A 12823-nucleotide genomic window follows, 5' to 3' on the forward strand; every position below is an offset into this window, starting at 1 on the left:
GGGGACCTTCGCCTCGGCCGCGGACGATGCGCATGCGCATATCGGAGGCAGAACCCTGGTCCGTGACGGTGATGAGCTTCCTGCTCCTCGGTGGTCTGGGCGTCCTCACCGTCGTCACCTCGGTTGCCGCCTGGGGCCTGGCCGCGATCCTCGCGCCGGACGCCCTGCCCCGGCTGAGCACGTTCCTGACCATCGCGTTCACCGTCATCACCCTCGAAGTCGTCCTGGGCTCGTGTCTGGCAGCCCTGACCACCTTCCTGTACAACCTGACCGCCCCGTACAACGGTGGCCTCGAAATCTCCCTCACCGACGACCTCGGCCCCACCGAGGCGGGCGCCAACGCCCAGTCGGCCATGGACCGCGCCGGCATCCGCGCCCGCCGCTACCTGCGCACCCACACCCCGGCCTGGGTCACCGGCGCGATGCGGCACCTCTCGGCCAGGTACGGCTCCCTGCGGGGCAGGAAGGCGACGGCGCCGAGCGAGCATGCGGCCCCCGTCCGGCCGGACGCCGGCCAAGGGGATTGACGCACACGGTGTGTTCAGGTGCGCGGCGGGTCCGTGAGCATCTGTGCTCAGGACCGTCCGCTTCGGAGACGGGGCCCCGGCCCCGGGTTAGGAGCCGCCCAGCGACACCACGGTGGCGTCCGCGGTTCCCTGGGGTGTCTCGAAGCTGACGGTGTCGCCGACCCGGTGTCCCAGCAGCGCGCGCCCGAGCGGGCTGTCCTGCGTCACCAGGTTCTCGTCCGCCGCGGAGGCGATCTCGCCGATCTCGACGCTCTGTACCGCGCCGTCCGTGAACCGCACGGTGACGTTGCTGCCGACGCCGACCACTCCCGCGGGGGCCGGTCCGGCGACCGCCGCCTGGTGCAGCCGCAGCGTGATGTCCTCGATGCGGGCGTCCAGGCGCCGGAGGTCGTCGGCCCGCTGCAACTCGTCGGCCTCGTCCGCGTGGTCGCCCGGGGAATCGTCGCCGCGCAGCGTCACGGCGACGTCCTGCCGCTCGGTGTGGAGATCGGCAAGCTGCTGCTCCAGCGCGCGACGACCCTCGGCGCTGATCGGTTCGGGCCCACCCATGTCCGCTCCTTCGGTGCCGGATCCTTCGGTGACGGAACGACCGAAGTCGGAGTGCGGATTACGTGCTGTACCAATATTACCGATATGTCCGTCTCCGTGGCGCCGTGGCGCCGTGGCACCGTCGAGCCGCCGGCCCCCGGTGCCCGGGTCAGCGGAGGAAGCCCTCGTAGTTCCGCTGCTGGAGCTGGCTCTCGATCTGCTTCACGGTCTCCAGGCCGACACCCACGATGATCAGGATGCTGGTGCCGCCGAACGGGAAGTTCTGGCTCGCCCCGAACCCGACCAGGGCGATGGTGGGGACGAGAGCGATCACCCCCAGATACAGCGAACCCGGCCAGGTGATCCGGTTGAGCACGTACGACAGATACGTCGCGGTCGGCCGCCCGGCCCGGATGCCCGGGATGAAGCCGCCGTACTGCTTCATGTTGTCCGCGACATCCTCCGGGTTGAAGGAGATGGAGACGTAGAAGAACGCGAAGAACACGATGAGCAGGAAGTACAGGACGATGTAGACCGGGTGGTCGCCCTTGGTCAGGTTCTGGGTGATCCACCGCTTCCAGACGGAGTCCCCGCCCGAGAACTGTGCGACCAGGGCCGGGATGGACAGCAGCGAGGAGGCGAAGATGACCGGGATCACACCGGCCTGGTTCACCTTGAGCGGGATGTACGTGGACGTGCCGCCGTAGGACCGGCGGCCGATCATGCGCTTGGCGTACTGCACCGGGATCCGCCGCTGGGCCTGCTCGACGAAGACGACCAGGCCGACCATGGCGAGGCCGACGACGATGACGGCGCCGAACTCGATCCAGCCGCCTGCCAGAGTGCCCTGCTTCTTGATGGCCCACAGCGCGGACGGGAAGGAGGCGGCGATCGAGATGAACATCAGGATCGACATCCCGTTGCCGATGCCGCGGTCGGTGATCAGCTCTCCGAGCCACATGACGAGGGCGGTGCCGGAGGTCATGCAGATCACCATCGTGGCGGTGGTGAAGACCGACTGGTCCGGAATGATGGCGGAGGCGACCGAGCAGCCGGAGAAGAGCGCGCCGCTGCGGGCGGTGGCGACCAGGCCGGTGCCCTGCAGGACGGCGAGGGCCACCGTCAGGTAACGGGTGTACTGGGTGATCTTCGTCGTGCCCGCCTGGCCCTCCTTCTTCATGGCTTCCAGACGCGGGATGACCACGGTCAGCAGCTGAAGGATGATGCTGGCCGTGATGTACGGCAGGATGCCCAGCGCGAAGATCGTGATCTGCAGCAGCGCGCCCCCGCTGAAGAGGTTGACCAGTCCGAACAGCCCCTGGTTGCCGGACGCCTCACTCACACACCTCTGGACGGCTCGGTAGTTGACGCCGGGGATCGGGACATGGGTCCCGACCCGGTAGAGCACGATCATTGCCAGTGTGAAGAGCAGCTTCTTACGCAGGTCAGGCGTCTTGAAGGCATTGATGAACGCGATGAGCACGGTGCCTCCTGCACCCCTTCGCGCATGGGCCGTCGGGGTCGGCGAACGGTTCGGGCCACACATGAATGACTCCCCACGCGTCGCCCGACACCTGTTCAACGGAATTTGCAACTTATGGGCTCACACCACACCTCCCGTACTCGGGTGCTCACCTCTCGAAGGAGGCGTAGGCAGCCTCCTGCCGCCACTGGACGGCGGCCTTCGGGCTGCCGGCGACGAGCCGGCGGCACTCCGCGCCCGGGGTACGGCCGCTGCCGGGCAGCCGGCCGGTGCAGGCGGCCGCGGGGTGGTAGCCGTCCCGGGTGGGGTTGCCCTGCCACAGGCTCCGGCCGGGGAGGAACGCGTACTCGAGGGAGGCGCGGGCCAGGTCCTTCAGCTCGGGGTAGGTCAGGCCGTAGGTCTGGGCGGCGTACTGGTACTCGTGGGTGACGTCGATGTGGGAGACCCCGGGGTCGTCGGTCGCCAGGACGACCGGTACGCCGTAGGAACGGTAGGTGTTGAAGGGGTGTTCGGCGCCGCGCACCCCGAGGATCTGGGCGTTGCTGGTGAACGGCACCTCGACGGCGATCCGGCGGGCGGCCATCGTACGGGCCGTCTGCTGCCAGTCGTCCTCGTGGACCAGGTCGACGCCGTGGCCGACCCGCTCCGTGCCGGCCACGTTCACGGCCTCCTCGATGTGGAACCTCAGGGCCTCGGGCTTGACCAGCCCGGGCCACAACTCGCCCGCGTGCAGGGTGACATGGGCCTTGGGGTAGACGGTGCGCAGGTAGTTGAGCATGCGCATCTGCAGGCTGTAGTTCGCCAGCGAGCTGTCCCAGTCCTCGGGCTGGACGAGGTTGACGGCGACGAACCGGGAGTCGCGCTCGGCGAGCCGCATACCGAGGGCCAACTCCGTGAAGACGCGCTCCGGCGAACTGCCGCGGCCGACCTGGGAGATCCAGCGCACGGTCAGCGCACAGCCGGGGCGGGGACGGCTGGTCCCGCAGCGGGCGGCCGTACGGAACTCGGCGTCACCTTCGTCGGCCTCGTTGCGTGCGTCGGCCACGACCTTGTCGAGCCTGCCGCCGGCCACGAGCTTGGCGTGCAGCGCGGCCAGGTCGGGGTCCCAGCCGACCTCGGCGGCCAGCTGCCTGGCGCCGTCGGAGGCCGGGATGATCATGGTTTCCAGGTAGAACTGGGTCTGCGCCACGTCCGTGTCGGCGACCTGGGCGAGCATCTTTCCACGATGGCGCCAGGACACCTCACCGAACTTGTTGAACGTGTCGAAGAAATGGTCGTGACCGTTCTGGTCCGGCGGGAAGTCCTGCATCGACCAGGCACGCACGATCGCGTCGTGGAAGTCGCGGTCGGTGCGGGCATCGGCGGCCGGGCGGGTGCCGGGGCCGCAGGGAGGTACGACGGCGGTCAGCGTGGCCGTGTCGATACACAGCCCGTCCTCGGCGGCGAGCTCGATCAGGTACTCGGTCCTGACCGCCCCGGCCAGGTGGTTGTGCAGGTCGCCACCCTTGGGCAGGTGCCGGACGAAGCCGTACAGCAGCCTCGGGTCGTTGCGGATCGACTCCAGGTACGCGGCCGTGCGCGCCTCCGCGGCCGTCATCGGCCGGGGCACGCCTGGGACCGCCCCGGTGTGCGCGGCCGCGGGCGGCGCCGCCGACAGGGACGCGAGGCAGAGCAGGGACAGGGCGCCGAGTCCGGCGGAGAGCACCGTGCGGTGATAGGGGTGCACGGCGCGGGGGCCGTCAGGGGTCGTCACGCCAGGATGATCATCGCATCGTCCCGGCCGGTCCCGGCTGCCGCGCGGTGAGCTCGACGGAGTCACCCGCGCGGGCGCAGCCACGACCGGACCGCCCGCACGGGCCGACCACGCCGTACGGGTGCGCACAGGCCGCTCAGTCCGCCGCCGGCTTCGGCCGGCTGACGCCCGCGTGCTCCGCCAGCGCCCGCTGCCGGGCGTAGTCGACGGCCGCCGCCAGCGTCTGGATGTCGTAGGCACCGTGGTGACGCCTGCCGTTGATGAAGAAGCTGGGCGTACCGGAGACGCTGCTGAGGTCCGCGGAGTCCACGTCCTCCGCCACCCGGGGGGCGCCACGGTGCCGCTCCAGGTCCTGCCGGAACCGCTCCATGTCCAGCCCGAGTTCTTGTGCGTAGCGCACCAGGTCCCGAACGTGGAGAGCGTCCTGCCGCTCCAGCAGGAGGTCGTGCATCTCCCAGAACCGCCCCTGGCGAGCGGCGGCTTCCGATGCTTCCGCCGCCAGTTGCGCGTTCGGGTGCACGTCGGTCAGCGGAAGGTGCCTCCACACGTAGCGGACGTCTGCGTCGCTGCCCAGCAACTCCCGCACCACCGGCTCGGCCTGGCCGCAGTACGGGCACTCGAAGTCGCCGTACTCCACCAGTGTGACCGCTGCCCGTTCGGGTCCGCGGATACGGTCATGGCGCGCGTCGACGGCCACCGCGAGGTCGGTCAGCGGATCGGCGTTGCCCAGCAGTGCCCGGGCCCGGCGGGCGGGCGGCAGCAGGTTCATCACCCCGGTGACCGCCCAGCTCACCGCGAAGGCACCGACCAGGGTGGCGAGGATGCCGATGCGCGCCTGGTCCAGTTCCTCGCCCTCGAAGGCCAGTGAGGCGATCAGCAGGGAGACCGTGAAGGCCGCCCCGGCGATCGCTCCGCCGGCGGTGACCGAGCCCCAGCCGACGCCGGGCCGCAGCCTTCCGCCCGACAGCAGCCGTGCGGCTGCCATGGACCCGACGAGCCCGATCATCTTGCCCACCACACAGCCGCACACGATGCCCAGCGTGATCGGCGAGGTGAACGCCTCGGCGAGTTTCCCGCCGCTCAGTTCGATACCGGCGTTGGCCAGCGCGAACAGCGGCACGATGCCGAAGCTCACCCACGGCAGGAACTTCTGTTCCAGCCGCTCGTTGGGGGAGATCGCCGCGGTCAGACCCAGTACGGCCGAGCGCTGCAACTCGGGTGTGGGCTGTTCCCGGAACAGGCGGAAGAGACGACTGGCCTGCTCCAGATCCTCACGCGGCGCCGGATACGCGACGACCAGCGCGCCGACGGCGAGTCCGGTGACGACCGGGTCCACCCCGGCCTCGTGCAGTGCCACCCAGACGACCACCGACAGGACGGCGCAGTACCGCCCCTTGCGGACCCGTGCCAGCCGCAGCAACGTGATGACCAGCAGCGTGCCCACGGCCACCAGCAGCGCGGGCAGGTGGATGTCGTCGCTGTAGAAGACCGCGATCACCAGGAGCGCGACCAGGTCGTCGACGACCGAGATGGACAGGATGAACGCCCGCAGGGAAGCCGGCAGACGCGACCCGAGTACGGCCAGGATGCCCAGCGCGAAGGCGGTGTCCGTCGACATCGCCGTACCCCAGCCGTGCACCGAGTCCCGGCCCGCGTTGAACGCCAGGTAGATCAGCGCCGGAACGATCATGCTGCCCAGGCCGGCCACCGCACTCAGCAGCACCCAGCGCCGGTCGCGCAGTTCCCCCATGTCGAACTCATGCCGGGCCTCAAGGCCGACGACGAAGAAGAACAGGCTCATCAGCCCGGCGTTGATCCACTCGTGCAGGGTCAGCGACAGACGCTTCGTGTCGAAGCCGATCGTGAAGTGCGCCTGCCACACGGCCGCGTACGAGTGCATGTCGATGTTGGCCCACAACAGCGCGGCGGCCACCGCGCCGAGGAGCAGGACGGCACTGCCGGTCTCGGTCTGCACGAAGGAACGCCAGCGCGTCCTGCTCTGCGTGGCCAGTCCTTGGGACGCCTCGGTGGACTCATAGCCGCTCACGTGCCGATTATCACCGCCGGCCAGGTGATGGGCGGCCGGGACTCGACACCGGTGACAGCGACCTGGGGCTCCTTGCTGACGGCGCGACATGTAAGGCGCCTGGAACCGGCCTGAGAGTCCTGGTCCGAGAGGTGTGTGCGTTGTCACGCCCATCAAGGGTGGTCTGAGTTGTTTGCATCACAGCGGAAATGTCCATTTGGTGACCATGCTCGAAGCGGCGCGATCGGCTCCCGAACTGGAGTCTGCCGTCGATGTCTTGAGCGTGCGGTTTCTGAAGTGACCCATGGCACAGTGCCCGCGACAACCCTCCCTAATCCTTCCGGAAGGACACGTTATGTCCGCTTTCCTTTGTCCTCCTGCCGTGATCCACGGCGAGCACGCTGTGGAAACCAGCCAGATCGTGGCGGAGGTGCGCGACCGGCATCCGCACGCTGCGTGGACACCGCGGATCGACGGCATCGCGGCCAGCACGGGCATCGAGACCCGCGGCTGGATGCTGCCGCTGGAGGCCGCCGTCGCGCCCGGCAAGGGGGGCGGCCTGGGGGCTGTCGGAAGTGCGCCGGCCCAAGAGGCTCTGGCGCGCGAAGGGTTCATTCAGGAGGACGTGGATCGCGTGATCGCCGCACTTGAGGCGATACCCGCGCCGCAGACCGTCCAGGAGCGCACCGCGCCGGCCTGGGAGGCGGTGCAGTCCTACGGGGAGCATGCGGCGCGCGGAGCCCTGCAGATCGCCGGGCTGGACGCAGCGGACATCGATTGCCTGATCACCAGTCACTCCACCACCCCCGCGCTGCCGGGGCTGGACGTCGCCCTGGCCAACAGGCTTTCGCTCCGCGACGACGTGATGCTGCTGCCGGCCACGCAGTGGGCCTGCATCGCGGGAACCCGCTCCCTGGCGCTGGCGGCGGATCTCGTGGCCGCGGATCCCGACCGGGTGGTCCTGGTCGTGATCTCGGAGGCGCTGAGCACCACCTACCAGCCCGCGGACGACACTCTCGAGTCCCTGATCGTCCGGCTGCTGTTCGCGGACACCGCGGTCGCCGCCGTGGTCACGGGCCGTCCGAGGAGCGAATCGGTGCTACGGCTGGACGCCGCCTGGCACCACACCCTGCCGGGCACCCAGGACCTGCACCGCCTGGACACGCGGGCGGACGGCACCCACTTCGTGATGGACCGGCGCGGGCCGCGCGCCGTGCAGGAGACGGTCACCGCGATGTGGGAGTGGCTGCGTGTCCGCTACCAGGACGCCCCCGACTCCTGGCACCCGGACGTGCTGCTGGCGCACCCCGGGGGGACCCGGGTGCTGGAGTACATGGAGCAGACGATGCCCGACACGTGGCCGTCCGGGCTGCTGGACTACAGCCGGGACAGCTACACCAGCGGCAACCGCGGAGGCGCCGCCGTCTTCGACATCATGCGCCGGGCCTACGACGCCGGGCAGAAGTCGGGCAGCCGCGCCGTCCTGTACGCGGCGGCACCGGGACTCACCGCCACCGCCCTGGAAGGGGAGTGGCTGTAGCGGGAAGGCGGGAAGGAGGGGGTGGCGGTGGTGCGAGTCCGCGCCGCCCGTGCGGCGCTCGGCCGTCCCCGCGTCACCTCGCGACCTCCGCCCAGACCACCTTGCCGGTGCCGGTCCACCGCACGCCCCACCGGGTGGTGAGCCTGTGCACGACGTACAGTCCGCGACCCCCGTCGTCGTAGAGGCCGCCCCGCCTCAGACGCGGCCTGCCGTTGCCGGTGTCGCCCACCTCGCACAGCAGGCTCGGGCCGGCCCTGATCAGCCGTACCGTGACGGGGCCGGTGGCGAAGCGCACCGCGTTGGTGACCAGCTCGCTTGCCAGGAGCAGTACGTTGTCCCGGGTGTCGTCCCGGGTGTGCCACCGCCGCATCAGCGCGGAGAGCAGTACGCGGGCACGGGCGGGCGCGTCGTCGCGGGCGGGCAGCCGCCAGGTCGCGGTGTCCCCCTTGCGGTAGCCGATCATCCGCGCCAGCAACAGGGTCACGTCGTCGCGCTGGTGCGTGGGTGCCAGTGCGGAGACCACGTGCCGTGCGGCCTGCTGGAGGGCGTCCCAGGGGTGCACCGCGGACACGACGTCCGCCAGCCTGCCGATGCCGTCGTCGATCGCCACGGTCGGATCCTCCACCAGGCCGTCCGTGTAGAGGGCGAGCAGAGAACCAGGGGGGACGTCGAACGTGTGTACGTCGAACGGCTCTCGCAGTGCGAACTCGGCCCCCAGACCCGGATGCGGACGGATCGCGAGCGGGCCCGCGCGCCCGTCCGGGGACACGAGGACCGGGGGGAGATGGCCGGCGCTGGACAGTGCCATGCTGTGGCTGACCGGGTCGTAGAGGGCGATGCAGCAGGTCGAACCGAGGGCGCTGTAGCCGGCCGCCAGCCCGGACTCCGTGTCGTCCAGCAGCGTCACGGTCTCGTCCAGATGCTCCAGTACCTCGTCGGGCGCGAGCCCCGCGGACAGCAGCGCGCGGGCCTCCATGCTCAGCTGGCCCATGGTCGCCGCGGCCCCCAGGCCATGCCCGACGACGTCACCCACCACCAGCGCGGTACGACCGTCCGGCAGCGGAAAGCTGTTCACCCAGTCACCGCCGACCCCCGCGCTGTCGGGCGTGGCGGGCTGGTAGACACTGGCGATCTCGATGGTGTGGCCGCCCGTGCGGGGCAGCAGCCGGCGCTGCAACGCCAGCACCTGCTTGTGCTCGCGCTGGTGCTGACGGGCCAGGTCGACGTGGTGGACGGTCCTGGCGACCAGTTCCTGCAGGTCGAACAGTTCGCTGTCGCGGAAAGGGCTGTCGGCCCGCCGCCAGATCTCCGCGAGGCCCAGCACGACGGGCGGCACGCCGTCCAGGACCAGAGGTATGCACGCCACCCCCGCCGACCGGTCGCCGGGCACCAGGGCACGTATCAGGCGCGGACTGCCGAGGACCCGCTCGACCGCCTTCCGGTCGGGTATGACGATGGCCTGCGGGGCGTCGTCCCGCCGCACCGCCTGCGCCAGCAGGCGACTCGCGTCGCCTGGGAGATCGTCGCCCGGAGTGACATAGCCCTCGGGCCACGCCCGGTTCGGCACCAGGGCCGCCCGCCGCAGCCGGATGCGTCCCTGCGTCTGAGCGGTGACTCCCTCGCCCGTCCACACGGCGAAGTCGAGGTCGACGGCGGCCACGTCTCCCCAGGCCAGCAGGGACTCCGCCAGTGACTGCGCGGTCTCGCCGATGTCCAGCGAGGTGCCGATCGCGGTCTCGGCGGCGTACAGGTGCAGCCTCTTGGCCATGGCGATGACGGAGACGGTCAGGCCCTCCTGAGGCACCGCGGCGGGCAGGATGCTCAGCGACACCACCAGCTCCGACCCGTCGAGGCGCCGCAGGCGCTGGATCCGCGCGACATGGGCCTCCCCGGTCTCCAGAACCTGCCGCAACCGACGTGTGACCGTCGGCACGTCACCGGGGGGCAGGAGATCGACGAAAGGACTTCCGGGCACGGCGTCCAGACCGGCGAACACCGGGGCGTCCAGATTGGAGCGGATCACCCTCAGGTCCCTGTCCAGGTTGATCACGCCGAGTATCTGATCCTGACGGCCGGCCGCCGGACCGTCGGGCGCGCGTAGACGCGTGCCGTGCCCGGCGGCCGGTTCCGCTTCTCCACGGGGGACGTAACGTCCCAGGGCGCTGCTGACCATGTCGAACGGCGAAGACGACGAGGAGGATGGTGTGGAGTCCATGTGGCTCACTCAGCAATCGCCGACGCAGCGCCGGAGCCGTGCTCGGACCCGGCGAGGGGGTCCCGAGATCCCTGACCGCACACTTCATTGAATATCACCGGGGCCCGCTTCGCCCACACCGGCGGATCACCCGGCGAACGCGGACAGTGAACGAACAGCGGCCCGGCCCGGGCACGCACCGGAGCCGACGGCCGGCCGTGTTCAGCCGGTCAGCAGCGGCAGGCCCAGGCGGTCGGCGAGTTCGGGTACGTCGATGCCGAAGGTCTGCCGCACCCGGACCCCGTCCGAGGTGATGTCGAAGACGGCCAGATCCGTGTAGACGCGGTCCACGCAGGCCAGGCCGGTGAGCGGGTAGCCGCACTCGGAGACCAGCTTGGGTGCTCCGTCCCGGGTGAAGAGGTTCATCATCACGAAGACCTTCTTCGCCCCGATGGCCAGGTCCATGGCTCCGCCGACCGCGGGAATGGCGTCGGGTGCGCCGGTGTGCCAGTTGGCCAGGTCGCCACGTGCGGAGACCTGGAAGGCGCCGAGGACGCAGATGTCCAGATGACCGCCGCGCATCATCGCGAAGGAGTCCGCGTGGTGGAAGTAGGCGGCGCCCGGCAGTTCGGTGACGGGAACCTTGCCCGCGTTGGTCAGGTCCGGATCGATCTGGTCCTCCGAGGCGGCGGGGCCCATGTTGAGCATGCCGTTCTCGGTGTGCAGAACGACGCCGGAACCGGGGGAGAGGTGGTCGGCCACGAGGGTCGGCTGGCCGATGCCGAGGTTGACGAAGGCTCCCTGCGGGATGTCACGGGCGATGAGGGCGGCGATGTCGTGCTTGCCCAGCGGGCCCTGACCGCCGGTCGTCGGGGAAGTCCGGGTCATGAGTGATCAGCCACCTGTACTATCCGGTCGACGAAGATACTGGGCGTCACGACGGTCTCGGGATCGATCTCGCCGGTCTCGACGACCTCGCGGACCTGGGCGACCACGGTGGTGGCCGCGGTGGCCATGACGGGACCGAAGTTCCGCGCGGTCTTGCGGTAGACGAGGTTGCCCATCCGGTCGGCACGATGAGCGCCGATCAGCGCGAGGTCTCCGCCGATGGGGTACTCCAGCACATGGAGTCGGCCGTTGATCTCGCGTACCTCCTTGCCCTCCGCGAGCAGCGTGCCGACACCGGTGGGGCAGAAGAAGGCGCCGATACCGGCTCCGGCCGCCCTCAGCCGTTCCGCCAGAGTGCCTTGGGGGACCACTTCGAGTTCGATCCGGCCCGCCCGGTAGAGGTCGTCGAACACCCAGGAGTCCGCCTGGCGGGGGAAGGAACAGATCACCTTGCGGACCCGTCCCGCGGCCAGCAGTGCGGCAAGACCGGTGTCGCCGTTCCCGGCATTGTTGGAGACGACCGTGAGGTCCGTGGCCCCCTGCCGTATCAGAGCGTCGATCAGTGCCACCGGCATGCCCGCCATGCCGAAGCCTCCGACGAGCACCGTCGAGCCGTCCCGGACGCCGGCGACCGCCTCGTCCGCATGAGCACACAGCCGCGTGGTCACCTGCTGCCCCCGGCGACGTTCTCCAGGACCACGGCGAGGGCCTGGCCGACACCGATGCAGATCGCCGCGACGCCCCACCGCTTGCCGGACTCCTGCAGACGGCGGCAGAGGGTGCCGAGCAGGCGGCCGCCGGACGCACCGAGGGGGTGGCCGAGCGCGATGGCCCCGCCCTTGGTGTTGACGATTTCCGGGTCGACATCCCAGGCGTCCACGCACGCCAGCGCCTGGACGGCGAACGCCTCGTTCAGTTCGACGGCGTCGACGTCGGCCCAGGAGATGCCCGCGCGCTTGAGCGCCCTGTTCACGGCCTCGACGGGGGCGTAGCCGAACATCTGCGGATCCACCGCGGCGCGGCCGCGGCCCGCGACGCGGGCGAGGGGATCCACGCCGATGCGGTCGGCGGCCGCGGCCGAACCGAGCAGCACCGCGGAGGCGCCGTCGTTCAGCGGCGAGGCGTTTCCGGCCGTGATGAGGCCGTCGGCGCGGTAGGCGGGCTTGAGCGTGGCGAGCTTCTCCATGGTGGACCCGGGGCGGATGCCCTCGTCGCGTTCCAGAACGGTGCGCTCGCCGTCCGAGACGGGGACGACCAGGTCGTCGTAGAAGCCCGCGTTCCAGGCGTCGTCGGCGAGACGGTGGGAGCGGAGGGCGAACGCGTCCTGGCGCTCGCGGGAGATGGCGAAGCGGTCCACGAGCTGTTCGTTCGCCTCGCCCAGGGAGACCGTCCACTCCTTGGGCATGCGCTCGTTGACCAGGCGCCAGCCGAGGGTGGTGGACACGGCGGTGACGTCCCCCGCGGGGAAGCCGCGCCCGGGCTTGGGCAGGACCCACGGGGCACGGGTCATCGACTCGACTCCGCCGGTGAGGACGATGTCCGCGTCGCCGCTCTCGATGTCGCGCGAGGCGATGAGGGCGGCGTCGAGGGACGATCCGCACAGGCGGTTGACGGTGGTCGCGGGCACCGAGGTGGGCAGCCCCGCCAGCAGGACGGCCATCCTGCCGACGTTGCGGTTGTCCTCGCCGGCGCCGTTGGCGTTGCCCCAGACGACGTCGTCGATGCGGCCGGGATCCAGTGCGGGGGTCTTGGCGAGGACCCCGCCGATGACCTGTGCCGCGAGGTCGTCGGGCCGGACCTCGGAGAGGGCGCCCCTGAAGCGGCCGAAGGGGGTTCGCACCGCCGAGTAGAGATAGCTGTCGGTCATACCCGTCACGGTAGGAG

At 70.4% G+C, this 12823-nt stretch carries 10 protein-coding genes; 2 read left to right on the plus strand and 8 right to left on the minus strand.

Annotation, left to right across the window (positions count from 1 at the left end; genetic code table 11):
• Positions 1-32 precede the first annotated feature (32 nt).
• Positions 33-527, plus strand: coding sequence for a DUF3566 domain-containing protein (locus ACGFZQ_RS15105; RefSeq protein ID WP_393840733.1), 495 nt, complete (start codon positions 33-35; stop codon positions 525-527).
• Between the two features lie 87 nt (positions 528-614).
• Here the strand turns inward: ACGFZQ_RS15105 and ACGFZQ_RS15110 are convergent, their stop codons facing one another.
• The 4 genes from ACGFZQ_RS15110 to nhaA form a co-directional block, all read right to left on the minus strand.
• On the minus strand, positions 615-1076 hold the full coding sequence (locus ACGFZQ_RS15110) for a GreA/GreB family elongation factor (protein ID WP_393840734.1): 462 nt from the start codon (positions 1074-1076) through the stop codon (positions 615-617).
• 148 nt (positions 1077-1224) lie between these two features.
• Positions 1225-2538 (minus strand): preprotein translocase subunit SecY, encoded by a 1314-nt coding sequence (secY, locus tag ACGFZQ_RS15115; RefSeq protein ID WP_393840735.1) that lies wholly within the window; start codon positions 2536-2538, stop codon positions 1225-1227.
• Between the two features lie 148 nt (positions 2539-2686).
• Positions 2687-4243 carry an adenosine deaminase gene (locus tag ACGFZQ_RS15120; protein ID WP_393840789.1) on the minus strand — a complete coding sequence of 519 codons (1557 nt, stop codon included), beginning with the start codon at positions 4241-4243 and terminating at the stop codon, positions 2687-2689.
• 184 nt (positions 4244-4427) lie between these two features.
• Positions 4428-6338 (minus strand): Na+/H+ antiporter NhaA, encoded by a 1911-nt coding sequence (gene nhaA, locus ACGFZQ_RS15125; protein WP_393840736.1) that lies wholly within the window; start codon positions 6336-6338, stop codon positions 4428-4430.
• Positions 6339-6672: 334 nt separating this feature from the next.
• Between nhaA and ACGFZQ_RS15130 the strand changes: the two genes are divergently transcribed.
• A complete protein-coding gene (locus tag ACGFZQ_RS15130) occupies positions 6673-7857 on the plus strand; it encodes a type III polyketide synthase (RefSeq protein WP_393840737.1) in 1185 nt (394 codons plus the stop codon).
• 73 nt (positions 7858-7930) lie between these two features.
• On the opposite strand, the gene ACGFZQ_RS15135 is transcribed toward ACGFZQ_RS15130, so the two are convergent.
• The 4 genes from ACGFZQ_RS15135 to ACGFZQ_RS15150 form a co-directional block, all read right to left on the minus strand.
• A complete protein-coding gene (locus tag ACGFZQ_RS15135; RefSeq protein ID WP_393840738.1) occupies positions 7931-10072 on the minus strand; it encodes a SpoIIE family protein phosphatase in 2142 nt (713 codons plus the stop codon).
• Positions 10073-10273: 201 nt separating this feature from the next.
• Positions 10274-10939 carry a 3-oxoacid CoA-transferase subunit B gene (locus tag ACGFZQ_RS15140; protein WP_382537936.1) on the minus strand — a complete coding sequence of 222 codons (666 nt, stop codon included), beginning with the start codon at positions 10937-10939 and terminating at the stop codon, positions 10274-10276.
• Entirely contained in the window at positions 10936-11607 is a 672-nt protein-coding gene (locus tag ACGFZQ_RS15145; RefSeq protein WP_393840739.1) for a 3-oxoacid CoA-transferase subunit A, read from the minus strand. Before ACGFZQ_RS15145 ends, ACGFZQ_RS15140 begins: the two co-directional genes overlap by 4 nt.
• Positions 11604-12806: a thiolase family protein gene (locus ACGFZQ_RS15150; protein WP_393840740.1), complete on the minus strand. Its 1203-nt coding sequence runs from the start codon at positions 12804-12806 to the stop codon at positions 11604-11606. Before ACGFZQ_RS15150 ends, ACGFZQ_RS15145 begins: the two co-directional genes overlap by 4 nt.
• Between the last annotated feature and the right edge of the window lie 17 nt (positions 12807-12823).

It is taken from the genome of Streptomyces sp. NPDC048254 (assembly GCF_043201895.1).
Classification (GTDB): Bacteria; Actinomycetota; Actinomycetes; order Streptomycetales; family Streptomycetaceae; genus Streptomyces.

Excerpts from the sequence above, each read along its gene's own strand:
- ACGFZQ_RS15105 (WP_393840733.1), top strand. The coding sequence starts at position 33 with ATGCGCATATCGGAGGCAGAACCCTGGTCCGTGACGGTGATGAGCTTC.
- ACGFZQ_RS15110 (WP_393840734.1), bottom strand. The coding sequence starts at position 1,076 with ATGGGTGGGCCCGAACCGATCAGCGCCGAGGGTCGTCGCGCGCTGGAG.
- ACGFZQ_RS15130 (WP_393840737.1), top strand. The coding sequence starts at position 6,673 with ATGTCCGCTTTCCTTTGTCCTCCTGCCGTGATCCACGGCGAGCACGCT.
- ACGFZQ_RS15135 (WP_393840738.1), bottom strand. The coding sequence starts at position 10,072 with ATGGACTCCACACCATCCTCCTCGTCGTCTTCGCCGTTCGACATGGTC.
- ACGFZQ_RS15140 (WP_382537936.1), bottom strand. The coding sequence starts at position 10,939 with ATGACCCGGACTTCCCCGACGACCGGCGGTCAGGGCCCGCTGGGCAAG.
- ACGFZQ_RS15150 (WP_393840740.1), bottom strand. The coding sequence starts at position 12,806 with ATGACCGACAGCTATCTCTACTCGGCGGTGCGAACCCCCTTCGGCCGC.